Origin of the sequence: Caulobacter soli (assembly GCF_011045195.1) — a bacterium.
In the GTDB taxonomy this organism is placed as follows: Bacteria; Pseudomonadota; Alphaproteobacteria; order Caulobacterales; family Caulobacteraceae; genus Caulobacter; species Caulobacter soli.
Genome location: NZ_CP049199.1, coordinates 830,778 through 851,896 on the forward strand (window position 1 = coordinate 830,778; position 21,119 = coordinate 851,896).

A 21,119-nucleotide genomic window follows, 5' to 3' on the forward strand; every position below is an offset into this window, starting at 1 on the left:
GGAATGGTCCGGCCGCTGTAATTGAGTAGGAGACCGCAATGGACCGCGCTCAAAAGCAGGAGTCGATCGAGTCGCTGAAAAGCGTCTTCGCCGGCGCCGGCGCTGTCGTCGTGACCCACTATTCGGGCATGACCGTTGCGGAAATGACTGAACTGCGCGCCCGCCTCCGCAAGGAAGAGGGCACGTTCCAGGTGGTGAAGAACACCCTGGTCCAAAAGGCGCTGGACGGCGCGATCGGCGAAAAGGGCGACGCCCTGTTCACCGGTCCGGTCGCCATCGCGTTTGGCAAGGATCCTGTCTCCGCCGCCAAGATCGTCACCCAGTACGCCAAGGAAAACGAGAAGCTCAAGCTTGTCGGCGGCATCCTGGGCCAGACGACCGTTCTGGACGAAGCCGCGGTGCGGGCCCTGGCCACGCTTCCGTCGCTCGATCAGATCCGTGGCAAGCTTATCGGCCTCATCCAGGCTCCGGCGACCAAGATCGCTGGCGTCCTGCAGGCCCCGGCTGGCCAGCTGGCTCGCGTCTTCAACGCCTATGCGACCAAAGACGCCGCGTAAGTCATCTCCGCATAAATCCCTCATTCTCTAAGGAAATTACCCATGTCGAAGCTCGAAAAGCTGGTTGAAGAACTGTCCACCCTGTCGGTCCTGGAAGCTGCTGAGCTCTCCAAGCTGCTCGAAGAAAAGTGGGGCGTCTCGGCCGCCGCTCCGGTCGCCGTCGCCGCCGCTGGTGGCGCTGCCGCCGCTCCGGCCGAAGCCGCCGAAGAGCAAACCGAATTCACCGTCGTTCTGACGAACGGTGGCGACAAGAAGATCAACGTGATCAAGGAAGTCCGTGGCGTTCGTCCGGACCTGGGCCTGAAGGAAGCCAAGGACCTGGTCGAAGGCGCTCCGCAGAACGTCGTTGAAAACGTTTCGAAGCAAGTCGCCGAAGAAGTCGCCAAGAAGCTGACCGAAGCCGGCGCCACCGTCCAAGTGAAGTAATTCACTTCCCACGTTTCGGCGTGGGGACGTTGCCGGCGTCAGTTCTCTGACGCACAAAGTTGACGGCCCCGGAGGGAAACCTCCGGGGCCGTTTTCGTTCACTCGTCTTCCTGCTGCGTCATTCTGGCACGGTCGTTGCTAGACGCCCGTCGCACACGCTGCAGTGGAGGGCGACCATGGCGATTTCAGGCATTTCGGGCGGCGGCTATTCGAACTGGAGCCCGCTGGCCGCGGCGGCCACCCAGAAGTCGTCGAAGGCCGCGCTGGACACCGCCACCGACCTGGACAAGGTCCGCGACAAGGGCCTGGTGGCCTTCGCCAAGGAGGCCAAGAAGGACGCCTGGGAAGAAAAGCTCAAACAGTGGAAGGCCGAAGCGATGAAGAATTCGGGCCTGACCGAGGAGAGCCTGGCGGCGATGACCCCGGACCAGCGCACCAGCGCCATGCAGCAGATCGACGAGGCCGTGAAGGGCAAGATCAAGCAGGCCATGGACGGCGCCAAGGCCCAGGCCAAGAACGGCGTGGCCGTGCCCAACTTCGTCGACCTCAGCGTCTGAAATAAAGCGGCAACCTTTGCCGCCCGGGCGGCGTTATCTGCCCATGCTCAAGCTCGCCGCCATCCTGCTCGTCCTGATGATCGTGTTCGGCGTCCTCGGCTTCGTCATGCACGTGGCCGTGGCCCTGACCAAGATCGCCTTCTTCATCTGCCTGATCGGCCTGGCCATCTCGGTGATCGGCAAGATGCTGCGGCCGGGCGACCAATCATAATATCAATCCTATCTTCCGGTTGACGTGTCCGCGCCCCGCCTCTAGCCATGCCGGCAACAGGTTAGCGGTACCACCCGGGAGGAAGCTATGGATCGACACGGCAACGGCGCGCGCCGCTGGGCGACAGGTCTGGTTTTCGGTCTGATGCTGGGCGCGGCCGGCATGGCCGCCGCCGCCCCGACGACGACCCTGGACCGCAACGGCTCCTACGTCTCGGTCGAGACCTACGCCCCCAACATCGTTCGCGTGACGATCAGCCAGGACAAGGACCTGGCCGCGGCCGCGCCGGGCTACGGCTTCATCGGCCAGGCCGACGACAAGGGTTGGCGCCACGACGCCAAGGGCGGGGCCGACATCTTCACCTCGGGCGCCCTGTCGCTGGAAGTGGTCGCCCAGCCCTGGCCGGGCGCGCCCTCGCAGATGGAGCGCTATTTCGCGCCGTCCCTGCCGCCGGTCACGGTCAAGGTGAAGAAGGCCGACGGTTCGGACCTGGTGGCCATGAACGGCTGGGAGATGTCGCCCCACGTCGTGAATGGCGAGAAGACCTACCAGGCCGGCGCCAGCTTCTCGACCAGCGCCGACGAGCACTTCTACGGCCTGGGCCAGAACCAGGAAGGCATCCTGGACCTGCGCGGCCGGACCATCGACTGCAAGCACTTCTACGACGCCCCGCACGGCGAGACCGTCTGCGTGCCGTTCATGGTCTCGTCGAAGGGCTACGGGATCCTGTGGGACAACCCGTCCGACACCAAGATCTATCCGGCCGTTAACGGCCGCACCCTGTGGCAGAGCAATGTCGGCGAGCGGGTCTCGTTCTTTGTGATCACCGGCAGCTATGACGAGATCTACGCCGGCTACCGCAAGCTGACCGGCGTCACGCCGCTGCCGCCCAAGGCCGCCTTCGGCTTCATCCAGTCCAAGGCCCGCTACGAAAGCCAGCAGCAGATCCTCGACGCCGCCAAGGGCTATCGCGACCGCGGCTATCCGCTGGACGTGATGGTGCTGGACTGGTTCCACTGGACCCGGATGGGCCAGATGGACGTCGACCCGACCTACTTCCCCGACCCGTCGGCCATGAACAAGGAGCTGCACGACAACGGCGTGCACAGCATCATCAGCGTCTGGCCGCGCTACGAGAAGGAAGGCCGCTACTACAACTTCCTGGCCGACAAGGGCTGGCTGCTGAAGGACAAGGACGGCAAGCCGGTGGATGGCCTGGCGTTCCGCAGCGACCGTACCGGCGGCCTGATCGACAGCACCAACCCCGAGGCCCGCGAGTGGTACTGGGGCAAGATCCGCGACAACATCGCGTCCAAGGGCTTCGACTGGTTCTGGCTGGACGAGACCGAGCCGGACCTGGTGCCGGACGGCTTCTTCTTCTCGATCGGTTCAGGCGACCGCTATCACAACGTCTTCCCGCTGCTGCACACCCAAGGCGTGGCCGAGGGCTCGCGCCGCGACCGGCCCGACAAGCGCAACCTTATCCTGGCCCGCGCGGCCTATATCGGCTCGCAGCGCAACGGCGGCCTGTTCTGGTCGTCGGACATCCAGCCCACCTGGGAGGCGTTGAAGCGCCAGGTGCCGACCGGCCTGAACTTCACCGCCTCGGGCCTGGCCTATTGGGGCAACGACATCGGCGGCTGGCAGTGGCTGCCGCAGACCACGACGGCGACCAAGGCGCCGCTGCTGGATCCGTCGGACGCCCGCGCCGTGGTCGGCCAGAACAACGACTATCCCGAACTGCTGGCGCGCTGGTTCCAGTACGGGACCTTCACCCCGACCCTGCGCATCCACGGGTCGCGCAAGGAGGTCGAGATCTGGCAGTACGGCAAGGGCGCCGAGGCCGTCATGGCCAAGTACCTGAAGCTGCGCTACGCCCTGATGCCGTACCTGTACTCGATGGGTCACTCGACCTACGAGACCGGCGCGCCGTTCATGCGCGGCCTGTTCATGGACTTCCCCAACGACCCCAAGGTGGTGAACCTGGGCGACCAGTACATGTTCGGCCCGGCCTTCCTGGTGGCGCCGATCACCGACCAGGGCGTCGAGGACCGCGACGTCTACCTGCCGGCGGGCGTGGACTGGTACGACTACTGGACCGGCAAGAAATTCACGGGCGGCCAGACGATCAGCGTGCACGCGCCGATCGACACCATCCCGCTGTTCGTCCGCGCCGGCTCGATCATCCCGATGGGCGCGCCGATCCAGAGCACGGCCACGCCACAGGCGATCAACGCGGTGAAGGTCTATCCGGGCCGCGACGCCGACTTCACGCTGTATGACGACGACGGCGTGACCAACGCCTACGAGAAGGGCGCCGGCAAGACCGTGAAGCTGCACTGGGACGACAAGGCCGGCAAGCTGACGGCGACCGGCGACAAGGCCCTGGCGGCCCAGGCGCTGGCGGCGGTGCAGGTGCAGGCCCGCTGAACCCGCAAGGTCGACTGAGGACGGCGCCTTGGCGCGCCGCTCTCAGTCGGTCGTGGCCTATTGGCTGTCTCGTCCGAACTTGTGGCGAAGCATCATCTTGGCGTTCATGCAGTTGACGAGGGCGGATCCGGTCACGGCCGACGGCGCCTTCAGATCTGAAAAGCCGCCAACGATGCTGCAGGTCCCCGAACTGGACAGGTTGTCGTCGGAGTTGATCCGCTCGAGCAGGACCTTGTCGTAGTTGCTATCCCCCGACTCCATGAAGACCAGTGTGGCGGCGATATTTTTATTGCCGTCCACGACCAATTGGCCGTTGTTGCCGGTGACCTGAAGCGGAACGGTGATCCTGAGGTCGCCCTGCCCACGCAATTCCAGGAAAAAGTCCTTGATCGCCATGGGCGAGGCCCCGTCGTTGCCGATGGACACCAGAAAGCTGTCCAAGTTCATGCGGTTTACAGAAATGAAGGGAACGATTGAGGGGGCGAAGGCCGATTTCCAGATAGGAATGGCGAAGGTCGACACGCTGACCAGGGCGGTCAGCAGCGCCAGGATGCTCGAACTGAACGTCAGGTATCTCTGCCAGTCCTGAAGGCTGCTGCACTTGACGCACTTGTTCGCCTTGGCCGGCATGTCGTAGCAGCAAGCCCGGCATGGCTTGGTGGGCAACGCGATTTCCGACATTCGACGCCTCTTCCCCTCGTTCACGTAAATCTACCTATGGGGCGACAAAAGCCAAGATGCTGCCTATGCGGGAGTTTGCGCCGTCACGAGCGAGCCCCGGGGCGGGCGTCCGGACAGAAGCCGGTGGTTCCTCCGGTCTGCGCATTCTTTTGTGGATAAACCCCCTTTCCAACCTCGGCGGGTTGTCCTATATCCGCCCGTTCACGAAGACATTCGGTGGAACACGCACGCGTGTGTCCGCATGTTACGCCCCGAGGCGCGGTCAGCTGCCCTCCGACCCGCGCGAAGGGGCGCCCATCAAGCTTCCGGTCCCGGTCGCTCGATAGGGGAATTGCAGCGTCCAGCGTTCTCTTTCGAAGAGAACGGCGAGGGTGGACGCTAAGGCATTCGAATTCACGCGCGGACTCTGTTCCGCGCCGCAGGGAAAAAACATGGCGCAATCCTTCACCGGCAAGAAGCGGATCCGGAAGTCTTTCGGCCGCATCCCCGAAGCTGTGCAGATGCCGAACCTGATCGAGGTTCAGCGCTCCTCCTACGAACAGTTCCTCCAGCGCGAAGTCCGTCCGGGCGTGCGCAAGGACGAGGGCATCGAGGCGGTCTTCAAGTCGGTGTTCCCGATCAAGGATTTCAACGAGCGCGCGGTGCTCGAATACGTCTCGTACGAATTCGAAGAGCCCAAGTACGACGTTGAAGAGTGCATCCAGCGCGACATGACCTTCGCGGCGCCGCTGAAGGTCAAGCTGCGCCTGATCGTGTTCGAAACCGAAGAAGAAACCGGCGCCCGGTCCGTCAAGGACATCAAGGAGCAGGACGTCTACATGGGCGACATCCCGCTCATGACCGACAAGGGCACCTTCATCGTCAACGGCACCGAGCGGGTCATCGTCTCGCAGATGCACCGTTCGCCCGGCGTGTTCTTCGACCACGACAAGGGCAAGACCCACGCCTCGGGCAAGCTGCTGTTCGCCGCCCGCGTGATCCCGTACCGCGGCTCGTGGCTGGACTTCGAGTTCGACGCCAAGGACGTGGTCTATGTCCGCATCGACCGCCGTCGCAAGCTGCCCGCCACCACCTTCCTCTATGCCCTGGGCATGGACGGCGAAGAGATCCTGACGACGTTCTACGACGTCGTCCCGTTCGAGAAGCGCACCGCCGCCGGCGCCGAAGGCTGGGCCACCCCGTACAAGCCCGAGCGCTGGCGCGGCGTGAAGCCGGAATTCGCCCTGATCGACGCCGACACCGGCGAAGAAGTGGCCCCGGCCGGCACCAAGATCACCGCCCGCCAGGCCAAGAAGCTGGCTGACGGCGGCCTGAAGACCCTGCTGCTGGCGCCGGAAGCCCTGACGGGCCGCTATCTGGCCCGCGACGCGGTCAACTTCGAGAACGGCGAGATCTACGCCGAAGCCGGCGACGAGCTGGACGTCACCTCGATCCAGGCCCTGGCCGACCAAGGCTTCAGCACCATCGACGTGCTGGACATCGACCACGTCACGGTCGGCGCCTACATGCGCAACACCCTGCGCGTGGACAAGAACGCCGTCCGCGAGGACGCGCTGTTCGACATCTACCGCGTGATGCGTCCGGGCGAGCCGCCGACCGTCGAAGCCGCCGAAGCGATGTTCAAGTCGCTGTTCTTCGACGCCGAGCGCTACGACCTGTCGGCCGTTGGTCGCGTGAAGATGAACATGCGCCTGGAGCTGGACGCTTCGGACGAGATGCGCGTGCTCCGCAAGGAAGACGTGCTGGCCGTACTGAAGCTGCTGGTCGGCCTGCGCGACGGTCGCGGCGAAATCGACGACATCGACAACCTGGGCAACCGCCGGGTCCGTTCGGTGGGCGAGCTGCTGGAAAACCAGTACCGCGTCGGCCTGCTGCGCATGGAACGCGCCATCAAGGAACGCATGTCGTCGGTCGACATCGACACCGTGATGCCGCACGACCTGATCAACGCCAAGCCGGCCGCGGCTTCGGTGCGTGAATTCTTCGGCTCCTCGCAGCTGTCGCAGTTCATGGACCAAACGAACCCGCTGTCGGAGATCACCCACAAGCGTCGTCTCTCGGCGCTTGGCCCGGGCGGTCTGACCCGCGAGCGCGCCGGCTTCGAAGTTCGCGACGTTCACCCGACGCACTACGGCCGCATCTGCCCGATTGAAACGCCGGAAGGCCCGAACATCGGCCTGATCAACTCGCTGGCCACCCACGCCCGCGTGAACAAGTACGGCTTCATCGAGAGCCCCTACCGTCGCGTCGCCGACGGCAAGCCGCTCGAAGAGGTCGTCTACATGTCGGCCATGGAAGAGTCGAAGCACGTCATCGCCCAGTCCAACATCGCGGTGTTGAACGGCGAGATCGTCGACGATCTGGTCCCCGGCCGGATCAACGGTGAACCGACCCTGCTCCAGAAGGAGCAAGTCGACCTGATGGACGTGTCGCCGCGCCAAGTCGTGTCGGTGGCCGCGGCCCTGATCCCGTTCCTGGAAAACGACGACGCCAACCGCGCCCTCATGGGCTCGAACATGCAACGTCAGGCCGTGCCGCTGGTGCAGTCCGACGCCCCGCTGGTCGGTACCGGCATGGAAGCCGTGGTCGCCCGTGACTCGGGCGCCGTGGTCATCGCCAAGCGCACCGGCGTGGTCGAGCAGATCGACGGTACGCGTATCGTCGTCCGCGCCACGGAAGAAACCGACGCCGCCCGTTCGGGCGTCGACATCTACCGTCTGTCGAAGTTCCAGCGTTCGAACCAGTCGACCTGCATCAACCAGCGTCCGCTGGTGAAGGTGGGCGACAAGATCGTGGCCGGCGACATCATCGCCGACGGCCCGTCGACCGAGCTGGGCGAACTGGCCCTGGGCCGCAACGCGCTCGTCGCGTTCATGCCCTGGAACGGCTACAACTTCGAAGACTCGATCCTGATCTCCGAACGCATCGTCCGTGACGACGTCTTCACCTCGATCCACATCGAGGAATTCGAAGTCATGGCCCGCGACACGAAGCTGGGTCCGGAAGAAATCACCCGCGACATCCCCAACGTCGGCGAGGAAGCCCTGCGCAACCTCGACGAAGCGGGCATCGTGGCGATCGGCGCCGAAGTCCAGCCGGGCGACATCCTGGTCGGCAAGGTCACCCCGAAGGGCGAAAGCCCGATGACGCCGGAAGAAAAGCTCCTGCGCGCCATCTTCGGCGAAAAGGCCTCTGACGTCCGCGACACCAGCCTGCGCCTGCCCCCGGGCGTCGCCGGCACGATCGTCGACGTGCGCGTGTTCAACCGTCACGGCGTCGACAAGGACGAACGCGCCCTGGCCATCGAACGCGCCGAGATCGACCGTCTGGGCAAGGACCGCGACGACGAATTTGCGATCCTGAACCGCAACATCTCGGGTCGCCTGCGCGAACTGCTGATCGGTAACGTCGCTCTGTCGGGCCCCAAGGGCCTGTCGCGCGGCGCGATCACCGCCGAGGGCCTGGCTGAAGTCCAGCCGGGTCTGTGGTGGCAGATCGCCCTCGAGGACGAGAAGGCGATGGGCGAACTGGAAAGCCTGCGTCGTCTGTTCGACGAGAACCGCAAGCGTCTGGACCGTCGCTTCGAGGACAAGGTCGACAAGCTGCAGCGCGGCGACGAACTGCCCCCGGGCGTGATGAAGATGGTCAAGGTCTTCGTGGCCGTGAAGCGCAAGCTTCAGCCGGGCGACAAGATGGCCGGCCGTCACGGCAACAAGGGCGTCATCTCGCGCATCCTGCCGATCGAGGACATGCCGTTCCTCGCCGACGGGACGCACGTGGACGTCGTTCTGAACCCGCTGGGCGTGCCTTCGCGCATGAACGTCGGCCAGATCTTCGAAACCCACCTGGGCTGGGCCTGCGCCAACCTCGGCAAGCAGATCACCAACCTGCTGGAAGATTGGCAGGCCGGCGGTCAGAAGCAGGCCCTGGTCGATCGTCTGACCGAGATCTACGGCCCGGACGAAGAACTGCCCGACACCGAAGAGGGTCTGGTGGAACTGGCTCGCAACCTCGGCAAGGGCGTTCCGATCGCCACGCCGGTGTTCGACGGCGCCCGGATCAGCGACATCGAGGACCACCTGGTCATGGCGGGCGTGAACCCGTCGGGTCAGTCGATCCTGTTCGACGGTCAGACCGGCGACCAGTTCAAGCGTCCGGTCACGGTCGGCTACATCTACATGCTGAAGCTGCACCACCTGGTCGACGACAAGATCCACGCCCGTTCGATCGGTCCGTACTCGCTCGTCACGCAACAGCCGCTGGGTGGTAAGGCCCAGTTCGGCGGTCAGCGCTTCGGGGAAATGGAAGTGTGGGCTCTGGAAGCCTACGGCGCGGCCTACACCCTGCAGGAAATGCTGACGGTGAAGTCCGACGACGTGGCCGGCCGGACCAAGGTCTACGAGTCGATCGTCCGTGGCGACGACACGTTCGAAGCCGGTATCCCGGAAAGCTTCAACGTGCTGGTCAAGGAAATGCGCTCGCTCGGCCTGAACGTCGAGCTGGAGAACAGCTGATCCGAACCTCCCTCTCCGCCTGAAAAGGCGGGGAGGGGCCTTCGCTCAGCCGCTTTCCAACTTTGAATTTTCGCGGGTAGTCCCGCAGAAGGAACCAAGATGAACCAGGAAGTCCTGAACATCTTCAATCCGGTCCAGGCCGCTCCGACCTTCGACCAGATCCGCATCTCGCTGGCCTCGCCGGAAAAGATCCGCTCGTGGTCGTTCGGCGAGATCAAGAAGCCGGAAACCATCAACTACCGCACGTTCAAGCCCGAGCGTGACGGCCTGTTCTGCGCCCGTATCTTTGGCCCGACCAAGGACTACGAATGCCTGTGCGGCAAGTACAAGCGCATGAAGTACAAGGGCATCATCTGCGAAAAGTGCGGTGTTGAAGTCACCCTGGCCCGCGTCCGTCGCGAGCGCATGGGCCACATCGAACTGGCCTCGCCGGTCGCCCACATCTGGTTCCTGAAGTCGCTGCCTTCGCGCATCGCCATGATGCTCGACATGCCGCTGAAGGACATCGAGCGGGTCCTGTACTTCGAATACTACATCGTCACCGAGCCGGGCCTGACCCCGCTGAAGCAGCACCAGCTGCTCAGCGAGGACGACTTCATGCGCGCCCAGGACGAATACGGCGACGACAGCTTCACCGCCGAGATCGGCGCCGAAGCCGTCCAGAACCTGCTGAAAGCCATCGACCTGGACAAGGAAGCCGATCGCCTGCGCGAAGAGCTGGCCGGCACCGTGTCGGACATGAAGCAGAAGAAGTTCAGCAAGCGCCTGAAGATCCTCGAAGCCTTCTCCGAGTCGGGCAACCGTCCCGAGTGGATGGTGCTGACGGTCGTCCCGGTCATCCCGCCGGAACTGCGTCCGCTGGTGCCGCTGGACGGCGGCCGCTTCGCGACCTCGGACCTGAACGACCTGTATCGCCGGGTCATCAACCGTAACAACCGCCTGAAGCGCCTGATCGAGCTGCGCGCCCCCGACATCATCATCCGCAACGAAAAGCGGATGCTGCAGGAGTCGGTCGACGCCCTGTTCGACAACGGCCGTCGCGGTCGCGTGATCACGGGCGCCAACAAGCGTCCGCTGAAGTCGCTGGCCGACATGCTGAAGGGCAAGCAAGGCCGCTTCCGTCAGAACCTGCTGGGCAAGCGCGTCGACTATTCGGGCCGTTCGGTCATCGTCGTGGGTCCGGACCTGAAGCTGCACGAGTGCGGCCTGCCCAAGAAGATGGCCCTGGAGCTGTTCAAGCCGTTCATCTACGCGCGCCTGGACGCCAAGGGCCTGTCGGGCACCGTCAAGCAGTCCAAGCGCATGGTCGAGCGCGAACAGCCCCAGGTGTGGGACATCCTCGAAGAGGTGATCCGCGAGCACCCGGTGATGCTGAACCGCGCGCCGACGCTTCACCGTCTGGGCATCCAGGCCTTCGAGCCCAAGCTGATCGAGGGCAAGGCCATCCAGCTGCACCCGCTGGTCTGCGCCGCCTTCAACGCCGACTTCGACGGCGACCAGATGGCCGTTCACGTCCCGCTGAGCCTCGAGGCCCAGCTGGAAGCGCGCGTCCTGATGATGTCGACCAACAACATCCTGTCGCCCGCCAACGGTCGCCCGATCATCGTGCCGTCGCAGGACATCGTCCTGGGTCTGTACTACCTGTCGGTCGCCCGCGACGGCGAGCCGGGTGAAGGCAAGATCTTCGCCGACCTGGGCGAAATCGAAGCCGCCATGGACGCCGGCGTCGTCAGCCTGCACGCCAAGATCAAGTCGCGCTTCACGGAAATGGACGCCGACGGCGTCGTCCGTCGCCGGGTGATCGACACCACCCCGGGCCGGATGAAGATCGCCGCCCTTCTGCCCCAGCACACCGCGATCGGTCACCGACTGATCGAGAAGGCGCTGACCAAGAAGGAAATCGGCAACCTGATCGACGTCGTCTACCGCCACTGCGGTCAGAAGGCGACGGTGATCTTCGCCGACCAGATCATGGGTCTGGGCTTCAAGGAAGCGGCCAAGGCCGGCATCTCCTTCGGCAAGGACGACATCATCATCCCGAAGCGGAAGGAGGCGATCGTCGCCGAAACCCGCACCCTGGCTGAAGAGTACGAGCAACAGTACGCCGACGGCCTGATCACCAAGGGTGAGAAGTACAACAAGGTCGTTGATGCCTGGGCCAAGGCCACCGACCGCGTCGCCGACGAGATGATGGCCGAGCTTCAGATGAAGCATAAGGACGAGAACGGCCGCGAGAAGGAAATCAACGCCATCTACATGATGGCCCACTCCGGCGCTCGTGGTTCGCAAGCTCAGATGAAGCAGCTGGGCGGCATGCGCGGCCTGATGGCCAAGCCCTCCGGCGAGATCATCGAGACCCCGATCGTCTCGAACTTCAAGGAAGGCCTGACCGTTCAGGAGTACTTCAACTCGACCCACGGCGCTCGTAAGGGCCTGGCGGACACCGCGCTGAAGACCGCCAACTCGGGCTACCTGACCCGCCGTCTGGTCGACGTCGCGCAGGACTGCATCATCGTCGAGGAAGACTGCGGCACCACGCGGGGCATCACCCTGCGCGCCGTGGTCGAAGGCGGCGACGTGCTGGTCTCGCTGGGCGCCCGCGTCCTGGGCCGTTTCTCGGCCGAGGACATCAAGGACCCGGCGACCGGCGAGATCATCATCCCGGCCGACACCTACCTGACCGAGAACATGGCCGACGCCATCGAAGCCGCTGCGGTGCAGTCGGTGAAGGTGCGTTCGGTCCTGACCTGCGAAGCCAAGATCGGCGTCTGCGGCGCCTGCTACGGTCGCGACCTGGCTCGCGGCACGCCGGTGAACATCGGTGAAGCGGTCGGCGTCATCGCCGCCCAGTCGATCGGCGAGCCCGGCACCCAGCTGACGATGCGGACCTTCCACATCGGCGGCACCGCCCAGGTGGCCGAGCAGTCGTTCTTCGAAAGCAGCAACGACGGTACGGTCCGCGTGACCGGCGCCACCGTTGTGGCTTCGGACGGCGCCCTGGTGGTCATGAGCCGCAACACGGCCGTGAGCGTCCTGGTCGACGGCAAGGAACGCGAAAACTACAAGCCGCCGTACGGCGCGCGCCTGAAGGTCAAGGACGGCGACAAGGTGAAGCGCGGCCAGCGCCTCGCCGATTGGGACCCCTACACCACCCCGATCATCACCGAAGTGGCCGGCCGCATCCGCGCCGAAGACCTGGTGGACGGGTTCTCCGTCCGCGAGGAAACCGACGAAGCCACCGGCATCGCGCAACGCGTGATCGCCGACTGGCGGACCTCGGCCCGCGCCTCGGACCTGCGTCCGGCCATGGGCGTGCTGGGTGAAGACGGCTCGTACGTGCGCCTCGCCAACGGCGGTGAGGCTCGCTACCTGATGTCGGTCGGCGCCATTCTCTCGGTGGCCGACGGCGACATGGTCAAGCCGGGCGAGGTCATCGCGCGGATCCCGACCGAAGGCGCCAAGACCCGGGACATCACCGGTGGTCTGCCGCGCGTCGCCGAACTCTTCGAAGCCCGCCGTCCCAAGGACTGCGCGGTCATCGCGGAAATGGACGGTCGCGTCGAATTCGGCAAGGATTACAAGAACAAGCGCCGCATCAAGATCACCCCGGACATCGACGCCGACGGTAATCAAGGTGAAGCGGTCGAGTTCCTGATCCCGAAGGGCAAGCACATCGCGGTGCACGATGGCGATTTCATCGCGCGCGGCGAGTACATCATCGACGGCAACCCGGATCCGCACGACATCCTGCGCATTCTGGGCGTCGAGGCCCTGGCCAACTTCCTCGTGGACGAAATCCAGGAGGTCTACCGACTGCAGGGCGTGCCGATCAACGACAAGCACATCGAGACGATCGTTCGTCAGATGCTGCAAAAGGTCGAGATCCTCGAGCCCGGCGACACCGGCCTGATCAAGGGCGATCACCTCGATAAGCCCGAGTTCTACGTCGAGCAGGACAAGGCCGTCGCCCGCGGCGGCCGTCCGGCCACGACCCAGCCGGTGCTGCTCGGCATCACCAAGGCGAGCTTGCAGACCAAGAGCTTCATCTCGGCCGCGTCGTTCCAGGAAACGACTCGCGTCCTGACCGAAGCCTCGGTGCACGGCAAGACCGACACCCTGGAAGGCCTGAAGGAAAACGTCATCGTGGGTCGCCTGATCCCCGCTGGTACGGGTTCCTACCTGCGCAGCCTGCAGCGCGTCGCCGCCAAGCGCGACGAGCAACTGGCCCAGCAGCGCGAAGAAGCGATGGAGCCGCTGCCCGCGGTCATCGCCGAAGAAGCCTAAGCTTCCTTCGAGCCCTGAAACGGAACGGCCCGGGAGCAATCCCGGGCCGTTTCTTTTTGATCCTCCCCCTCCGGGGGAGCATCTACCCCCGCAATACCGCCAGCCGCTCCAGCCTCGGCCCCGCGAAGTCCAGGAACGCCCGCGCCAACGGCGGCATGAACCGGCCGCCCGCCGTGACCAGCTGCACCGGCAAGGGCGGGGGTTCGAAGTCCGGCAGCAGGCGGACCAGCCGGCCGGCGGCCAGGTCCTCGGCCACCTGGTAGGACAGCGCCCGGCCGATCCCGCGCCCGGTCAGCATCGCCGCCAGCGCCGCCTCCACATTGTTGACCCGCAGTCGGGGCTCCAGCCGCACGGCGCGGGGCTTGCCGCCATGCTCGAACCGCCACTCGGGCGAGGCCGAGACCACGGTGGTCAGGATCGTCTCGTGCCCGGCCAGGTCGGACGGCTCCAGCGGCGTCCCGCGCCGGGCCAGATAGTCGGGCGCGGCCACCACCAGTCGCCCCACCTGACCCAGCTTGCGGACCAGCAGGCTGGAATCGGCCAGCGGCCCGATCCGCACGGCCACGTGCAGCTCGCCCTCGATCAGGTCCAGGTTCCGGTCGTGCAGGGTCAGGTCGGCCTGGACGCCGGGATGCTCCGCCAGGAAGTCGGCCACGACCGGCGTCAGGTGTCGGCCGCCGAACACGGTCGGGCCGGTGATCCGCAGCACGCCGCGCACCGCGTCGGGGGCGGGAGCCTGGAGGGCGGTCTCGTAGTCGGCCAGCAGCCGCCGGGCCCGCTCGGCCAGGTCGCGACCCGCCTCGGTCGGCGCCAGGCGTCGGGTGGTGCGCTCGATCAGCCGCGCGCCCATGCGCTCCTCCAGCGCCGCCAGGGCCCGGGTCATGGCGGCGGGCGAGCGCCGCAGCTTGCGGCCCGCCGCGGCCAGGGAGCCGGTGTCGATCACCGCCACCAGCAGGGCCAGCTCGTCCAGACGATCCATTCCGAAATCCGCAATTATATCTTGCCGATTTACTAAATTCATTTCGATGAGCGCAATGGTCAAAGTGCGGCGCGAAAATAAGAAAGCGCTCCGATGTCCGGCACCACCATCGTCCTGCACGGCACGCCCCTGTCGGGTCACACGCACCGCGTGGGGTTGATGCTCAACGCCCTGGGCCTGGCCTATCGGTTCGCCAATGCGCCCAAGGATGTGCGCGGGTCGGCGGCCTTCCTGGCGCTCAACCCGCTGGGCCAGATCCCGGTGCTGCAAGACGGCGACCTGACCCTGGCCGACAGCAACGCCATCCTGGTCTATCTGGTCCAGCGCTACGCGCCCGACAGCGACTGGCTGCCGCAAGAGCCGGTCGCCGCCGCCCACGTGCAGCGCTGGCTGTCGATCGCGGCCGGCGAGATCATGCACGGCCCCTGCGTCGCGCGGATGATCGCCCTGTTCGACTTTCCCGACGATCCGGCTCGCGCCGCCCTCATCGCCGCCCGGGTGCTGACCTTCATGGACGGCCATCTGGCGGACCGCGCCTTCCTGGCCGCCGAGCACGTCACCATCGCCGACCTGGCTTGCTACTCCTACGTCGCCCACGCCCCGGACGGCGGGGTGTCGCTGCAGCCCTATCCGGCCGTGCGCGCCTGGCTGGCCCGGGTCGAGGCCCAGCCCTGGTTCCGGCCGATGCCCGACTTCGCGGAGGCGTAGATGGACGGGCCCTTCCACCGCGGCGAGCTGATCGCCCAGGTCCTGGCGGGAACGGGCACGCCCGGCTTCACCGGCATCCGGCCGTTCATGCCCGACCAGCACCGCGACTTCTTCGCCCTGCTGCCCTACCTGTTCATCGCCACGACCGACGCCGAGGGCTGGCCCGTGGCCACGGTGCTGACCGGCCAGCCCGGCTTCATCCGAAGCCCGGACCCCACGACCCTGACCGTCGCCGCCCTGCCGCGCGCCGGCGAGCCCGGGGCCGAGCTGTTCGCGGCCGGCCGCCCGTTCGGCGCCCTGGGTCTGGACTTCGCCACCCACCGTCGCAACCGCGTCAACGGCCTGATCGCCGGGGCCGGGGAGGGCGGGCTGACGCTCGAGGTTCTTCAGAGCTTCGGCAACTGCCCGCAATACATCCAGACCCGGGCCGTGGAGGCGGGTCCCGCCTCGACGACCCCGGCCGAAGTGATCGCCTTCCCGACAGCCGAGGCCCTGGCCCAGATCGCCCGCGCCGACACCATGTTCGTGGCCACCAACGCAGGCCCCGAAAAAAGTGGCGGCGAGAACGGCGGCGTCGACATCTCGCACAGGGGCGGTCTGCCGGGCTTCGTCAAGGTGGCGGGCAATGTGCTGACCATCCCCGACTTCCGGGGCAATCGGTTCTTCAACACCCTGGGCAACCTGGTGCTCGACCCGCGCGCGGGCCTGCTGTTCGTCGATTTCGAGACCGGCGACCTGCTGCACCTGCAGGGGCGGGTCGAGATCGACTGGACCCCGACGGACGACGACCTGATCCAGCGTCAGTGGCGGCTGACCGTCGAACACGCCTGGCGCCGTCCGGCGGCCCTGCCGCTGCGCTGGACGTTCGGAGCCTATTCGCCGGTGACCCTGAACACCGCCGCCTGGAACGCCGCAGCCTGAGATTTTGTTGGGCGGCCTACAACTCAGCCCAGCTATTGTGCGACGCAACGTCGCGGTCTTTTCTTGTCACCAAAGGGACTTACAAGGTTAAGCCTTGCTTCAGGCCTTGCAGTGCAATGAAGGATGGTACCCCTACCATCAGGCAGTCTTCATGCGCTCCGATATCTCCACCAAGGTCAGCCTGACCGTCGTCGCGGCCTTCATGACCTTGCTGCTGGCCTTGCTGGCGATCGTCGGCAAGAACTCGCTGGACTTCGCCAAGGCCCAGGCCGTGGCCCAGCAGGAGGCCAGCATGCGCGTGGCCTGGGACGCGGTCGGCGGACAAAACGCCGCTTTCGCGCGAGAAGGCGACAAGCTGACGGTGGGCGGCAAGACGCTGAACGGCGACATCGCCACGGTCGACCACGTCAAGGACCTGGTCGGCGGTGTGGCCACCGTGTTCATGGGCGACACCCGCGTCGCCACCAATGTCGCCAAGCCGGACGGCGGCCGCGCGGTCGGCACGCCCCTGGCCAAGGGCCCGGTCTATGACGCGGTGCTGGGGCGCGGCGAGGCCTATCGCGGCGAGACCAAGATCCTCGGCAAGCCCTATTTCGCCGCCTATGACCCGATCAAGAACGCCTCGGGCGAGGTGATCGGCATCCTGTTCGTCGGCGTGGCCAAGGCCGACTACTTCCAGCCGGTCTATCGCCAACTGATCTGGCTGGCCGTGGCCGGCGTGGTGCTGGCCGGGCTGGGCGTGGTCGCCTCGGTGGCCATGGTCCGCCGCCAGCTGTCGCCGTTGCGCGACCTGCGCGACGCCATGAAGCGCGTGATGCGCGGCGATCTCACCGTGGCCCTGCCGTTCGCCGGCCGCCGCGACGACATCGGCCTGATGGCCGACGCCGTGCACGCCTTCCGCGACGAAGCCCGCGAGAAGGGTCGCATCGAGGCCGAGGCCGAAACCCATCGCCAGTCGGCCGAGGCCGAGCGCCGCCTGTCGGCCGATCGCGATCACCAGCAGGCCGAGCAGCAGGCCTTGGTCGTGTCACGCCTGGCCCAGGGCCTGGACCGTCTGTCGGCCGGCGACCTGACCGTGCGCCTGACCGAGGCCTTCGCCCCCGACTACGAGCGCCTGCGCGCCGACTTCAACCAGGCCGTCGAGCGTCTGGAACAGGCCATGGGCGCGGTGATCTCCGCTGTCGGCGGCCTGACCTCGGGCGCCAACGGCATCGCCGGCGCGGCCGGCGACCTGTCGGCCCGCAGCGAGCAGCAGGCCGCCAGCCTGGAAGAGGCCGCCGCCGCCCTGACCGAAATCACCAACGCCGTCCGCGTGGCCGCCGACGGCGCGCGCGGCGCGCGCGAGGCTGTGAGCGAGGCCCAGGCCGAGGCCGGCCGCTCGCGCACCGTCGTCCAGGAAACCATCGACGCGATCGGCGGCATCGAGACCTCCTCGCACCAGGTGGCCCAGATCATCGGGGTGATCGACGAGATCGCCTTCCAGACCAACCTCCTGGCCCTGAACGCCGGCGTCGAAGCCGCGCGCGCCGGCGACGCGGGCCGAGGCTTCGCGGTCGTCGCCCAGGAAGTGCGGGCCCTGGCCCAGCGTTCGGCCGACGCGGCCAAGGAGATCAAGGTCCACATCGCCGACTCCGCCCGCCAGGTCGAGGCCGGCGTCGTGCTGGTCGGCCGCACCGGCGAGGCCCTGCAGAAGATCGCCGGCCAGGTGGGGGCCATCGACGGCGTCATCGGCCAGATCGCCGCCTCGGCCGCCGAACAGGCCTCGGGCCTGTCGGAGGTCAATTCCGCGGTCGGCCACATGGACCAGGCCACCCAGAAGAACGCCGCCATGGTCAACCGCTCGGCCGCCGACAGCATGACCTTGTTGCGCGAGGTCGAGGGCCTGGCCGCCCTGGTCAGCCACTTCAAGGTGGGCGGGTCTAGCGCTGGTCGTTCTGGCGCTCGGCCTTCTTCCGACGCTCGTCGGCCTTCCGCGCATCGTCCAGCCGCTTAAGCGCCTGCTGCTCGGCCGATAGCGACCGGCCCAGGCCGTCCTGGGACGCGCCGAGCACCCAGGGGATGTCCTTGCCCTTGCCCGGATCGTCGCGATTGCGATGGTCGACGCCGACGCCCATCGGGGCGTCGCGATAGGCGCGGTCGGCCTGCTGGCGGATCGCCTGGGCGTCGAAGTCCCGCCGCTTGGCCGTGTCCATCGGCGCGTCGTAGATGGGCGCGTTGCGGGCCGCCGCGCCGAGCTTCTCGTCGCAATGCTCCTGTTCCCGGCGATTGAGGCCGACCGCCTGGGCGTTGGCGCAGCCGGCCGCGCTGCCGCGCAGGGCGGTGCGCAGGTCGCCGCGCGGGCCCTCGGGCAGGGGCGCGGGATGGATGGCCGCGCCTCGATTGTTGGGGGCGGGCGGACCGGGAACGGGCGCGACGCCCAGCGGCTGGATCCAGGACGGCGCGACCAGGCGCGGCGCGCGTGGCTTCAGGGGCGAGGTCGCGGCGGCGCGGTCGAGGCTGGCGACCGGCTCCGGCGTGGGTCGCAACGGCATGACGCTGCGCTCCAGCGTGACGCTGATGGCGTCCTCGTCGCTGGAGCGATCCTGGAAGCGCGCCACCACCGGCCAGCCCAGGGCGGCCAGGATCACGGCGTGCAGCAACAGCGAGCCGCAAAGGACGGCGCCGTTCCGCAATCGATTTGCACGGGCCGTGGCCGTGGACTGGGACAAGAACCAACTCGACTGTGACGAACGGCCAAGCCTTGCGACCGCAAGTGGCGAAACGGTGGCCGCTGAACGCAAGATGGGATGAAGGCGTGTTCCCGCCAACCGGGCCGTTGGTCAGGCGCGCTAATAGGCCCTGCGAAGGTCGGCCTCGGGCGGCGCGGCGGCCGGGGCCTGCAGGGAGCAGGGGCCCGCGCGCAGGGCGCCGGTCGAGCCGTCCGACGTCCGGTCGGCGTTGAGGCCGAACCTCAGGGCGCAGCCCACGCGCGGCCGGCGGCCGGCGCGGGACCGATCGTCGAACGCGCCGCCGGCGCCCCGGGCCGTGAGCGGGACCAGGGCGCGCCGGGGCGCCTGGGCCCGGGCGGCCGCGTCGTAGTCGGCGCGTTCGTCAGGGGCGATCGCGGGCAGGGACGAACCCCGCCAAGCCTCGGCGCCCAGTCTCTCGCGACACAGCTCCCGCTCGCCTGGCGACAGCAGGGCCTCGCGCCCGTCCAGGCAGGCCAGGCCGCTGGCGCGCAGGATCGTGGCCAGGACACGCGGGCCGGGCGCCGGCGACGCGGCGTCCTCGGGAACGGCGACGGACTCCGGCGACGGGGGAGCGACCCAGGCGGGGCCCGGCGTGACGGCGGGCCGGGAGACGCGAGGCGGCGCGTCGTCCGGAATATCCACGACGTCCCCGATGTCCGCGACCTCCCGGGCGGCCGGCGGCGCGGGCGACGCCGCGCGGACGGCGCGCTGGCTCTCGGGCGCGTGTCCGCCGTTCATGTGATAGGGCATGTGATAGGGAAAGGGCGTCGCGATCGGCCGCGCCAGGATCAGCAACGCGATCCCGGTCAGCCCCAGCAGACTGGCCAGGGCCGCGCCCAGGCGATCGCGACCGGATTTCGACGAACGCAACGGACGACCCCACGCCAGAGCGGATGGGGTGAAAATCGCTTCTGGAGGTGACGTGGGCGTGACCGTTAGGCGACCGTTAACCGACGCAAACCCGCGAAATGACTCGGCATTGACGTAGCGGGCGTTCGCGAGTAGTTTCCGCGCTCTTTTCGAGGCGGACCCTGTCCGTCCTGATGAGCGCCCGTCCCTTACCCGACGGATCAGCCCGCCGGAACGCTACCCGCGTCCCGGCGAGTTTCGTGTTTATCAGGTCCCCATCCGGGGCCGAGAAAGCCGGAATACAGAACTAGGACCCGAAGCGCCTCGGCCGACAGGCACACGCTTCCATCAGAGCAGAGACTTAATGCCTACCGTCAACCAGCTCATCCGCAAACCGCGCCAGCCTAAGCCGGTCCGGAACAAGGTGCCCGCCCTGAAGGGCTGCCCCCAACGTCGCGGCGTTTGCACCCGCGTCTACACGACGACCCCGAAGAAGCCGAACTCGGCTCTGCGTAAGGTCGCCAAGGTCCGTCTGACCACCGGCATCGAAGCCGTTTGCTACATCCCGGGCGAAGGCCACAACCTGCAGGAGCACTCGGTGGTGCTCATCCGCGGCGGCCGCGTCAAGGACTTGCCCGGCGTCCGCTATCACATCCTGCGCGGCGTCCTCGACACCCAAGGGGTCAAGGATCGTAAGCAGCGTCGTTCGCTCTACGGCGCCAAGCGTCCGAAGTAAGGAATAGAAGAAGATGTCCCGCCGCCGTCGCGCCGAGAAACGCCAAGTCCTGCCGGATCCCAAGTTTGGGGACCTGATTGTCACGAAGTTCATGAACTACGTGATGTACGAGGGCAAAAAAGCCGTCGCCGAAAACATCATCTATGGTGCTTTCGACATCCTGGAAAACAAGCGCAAGGACCAAGGTCCGCTTGAGACCTTCCACTCCGCCCTGGACAACGTCGCCCCGGCGATCGAAGTCCGGTCGCGCCGCGTCGGCGGCGCCACCTACCAGGTGCCCGTGGAAGTCCGTCCGGACCGTCGTCGCGCCCTGGCCATCCGCTGGCTGGTGACCGCCGCGCGCAAGCGTGGCGAAAACACCATGACCGAAAAGCTGGCCGGTGAACTGCTCGACGCTTCCAACAACCGCGGCACCGCGGTGAAGAAGCGCGAAGACACCCACAAGATGGCTGAAGCCAACCGGGCGTTCTCGCACTACCGCTGGTAACCTTTCTTACCAGCACTCTTTCAGGCGCGGGCGGTTTGCGATAAACCGCC

Annotated in this window: 16 protein-coding genes; 12 read left to right on the top strand and 4 right to left on the bottom strand. The window is 66.7% G+C overall.

Annotation, left to right across the window (positions count from 1 at the left end; translation table 11 throughout):
- Positions 1–38 precede the first annotated feature (38 nt).
- The 5 genes from rplJ to G3M62_RS04205 all read left to right on the top strand — a co-directional run bounded on the left by rplJ (position 39) and on the right by G3M62_RS04205 (position 4,181).
- A complete protein-coding gene (gene rplJ, locus G3M62_RS04185) occupies positions 39–557 on the top strand; it encodes a 50S ribosomal protein L10 (RefSeq protein ID WP_165184971.1) in 519 nt (172 codons plus the stop codon).
- Positions 558–599: 42 nt separating this feature from the next.
- Complete coding sequence (rplL, locus tag G3M62_RS04190) at positions 600–983, top strand: 50S ribosomal protein L7/L12 (RefSeq protein WP_165184973.1); 384 nt, start codon at positions 600–602, stop codon at positions 981–983.
- Positions 984–1,159: 176 nt separating this feature from the next.
- The gene (locus G3M62_RS04195) at positions 1,160–1,540 is read left to right on the top strand and encodes a hypothetical protein (protein WP_165184975.1); all 381 of its coding nucleotides are present in this window, start codon (positions 1,160–1,162) and stop codon (positions 1,538–1,540) included.
- Positions 1,541–1,583: 43 nt separating this feature from the next.
- Positions 1,584–1,751 (top strand): hypothetical protein, encoded by a 168-nt coding sequence (locus G3M62_RS04200; protein ID WP_165184977.1) that lies wholly within the window; start codon positions 1,584–1,586, stop codon positions 1,749–1,751.
- 87 nt (positions 1,752–1,838) lie between these two features.
- A complete protein-coding gene (locus tag G3M62_RS04205) occupies positions 1,839–4,181 on the top strand; it encodes a glycoside hydrolase family 31 protein (protein ID WP_165184978.1) in 2,343 nt (780 codons plus the stop codon).
- 57 nt (positions 4,182–4,238) lie between these two features.
- On the opposite strand, the gene G3M62_RS04210 is transcribed toward G3M62_RS04205, so the two are convergent.
- Entirely contained in the window at positions 4,239–4,862 is a 624-nt protein-coding gene (locus tag G3M62_RS04210) for a hypothetical protein (protein ID WP_165184980.1), read from the bottom strand.
- 431 nt (positions 4,863–5,293) lie between these two features.
- Between G3M62_RS04210 and rpoB the strand changes: the two genes are divergently transcribed.
- Both rpoB and rpoC read left to right on the top strand, forming a co-directional pair.
- Positions 5,294–9,376 (top strand): DNA-directed RNA polymerase subunit beta, encoded by a 4,083-nt coding sequence (rpoB, locus tag G3M62_RS04215; RefSeq protein ID WP_165184981.1) that lies wholly within the window; start codon positions 5,294–5,296, stop codon positions 9,374–9,376.
- A 99-nt stretch (positions 9,377–9,475) separates the two neighbouring features.
- Positions 9,476–13,660, top strand: a complete 4,185-nt coding sequence (rpoC, locus tag G3M62_RS04220) for a DNA-directed RNA polymerase subunit beta' (RefSeq protein WP_165184983.1) — start codon at positions 9,476–9,478, stop codon at positions 13,658–13,660.
- 82 nt (positions 13,661–13,742) lie between these two features.
- Here rpoC and G3M62_RS04225 read toward each other — a convergent pair whose 3' ends face one another.
- On the bottom strand, positions 13,743–14,639 hold the full coding sequence (locus tag G3M62_RS04225) for a LysR family transcriptional regulator (protein WP_165184984.1): 897 nt from the start codon (positions 14,637–14,639) through the stop codon (positions 13,743–13,745).
- A 93-nt stretch (positions 14,640–14,732) separates the two neighbouring features.
- Here G3M62_RS04225 and G3M62_RS04230 point away from each other — a divergent pair, with 93 nt between their 5' ends.
- The 3 genes from G3M62_RS04230 (at position 14,733) to G3M62_RS04240 (ending at position 18,261) form a co-directional block, all read left to right on the top strand.
- On the top strand, positions 14,733–15,347 hold the full coding sequence (locus tag G3M62_RS04230) for a glutathione S-transferase (RefSeq protein ID WP_165184986.1): 615 nt from the start codon (positions 14,733–14,735) through the stop codon (positions 15,345–15,347).
- Entirely contained in the window at positions 15,348–16,268 is a 921-nt protein-coding gene (locus G3M62_RS04235; protein WP_165184987.1) for a pyridoxamine 5'-phosphate oxidase family protein, read from the top strand.
- Positions 16,269–16,419: 151 nt separating this feature from the next.
- Positions 16,420–18,261 carry a methyl-accepting chemotaxis protein gene (locus G3M62_RS04240; protein ID WP_165184989.1) on the top strand — a complete coding sequence of 614 codons (1,842 nt, stop codon included), beginning with the start codon at positions 16,420–16,422 and terminating at the stop codon, positions 18,259–18,261.
- Here G3M62_RS04240 and G3M62_RS04245 read toward each other — a convergent pair.
- Both G3M62_RS04245 and G3M62_RS04250 read right to left on the bottom strand, forming a co-directional pair.
- Entirely contained in the window at positions 18,188–18,976 is a 789-nt protein-coding gene (locus G3M62_RS04245) for a hypothetical protein (RefSeq protein ID WP_165184990.1), read from the bottom strand. The genes G3M62_RS04240 and G3M62_RS04245 overlap by 74 nt on opposite strands.
- Before the next feature lie 120 nt (positions 18,977–19,096).
- Positions 19,097–19,867 (bottom strand): hypothetical protein, encoded by a 771-nt coding sequence (locus G3M62_RS04250; RefSeq protein WP_165184992.1) that lies wholly within the window; start codon positions 19,865–19,867, stop codon positions 19,097–19,099.
- 343 nt (positions 19,868–20,210) lie between these two features.
- Between G3M62_RS04250 and rpsL the strand changes: the two genes are divergently transcribed.
- A complete protein-coding gene (rpsL, locus tag G3M62_RS04255) occupies positions 20,211–20,582 on the top strand; it encodes a 30S ribosomal protein S12 (protein WP_007661566.1) in 372 nt (123 codons plus the stop codon).
- Between the two features lie 13 nt (positions 20,583–20,595).
- On the top strand, positions 20,596–21,069 hold the full coding sequence (gene rpsG, locus G3M62_RS04260) for a 30S ribosomal protein S7 (RefSeq protein WP_007661568.1): 474 nt from the start codon (positions 20,596–20,598) through the stop codon (positions 21,067–21,069).
- Positions 21,070–21,119 lie beyond the last annotated feature (50 nt).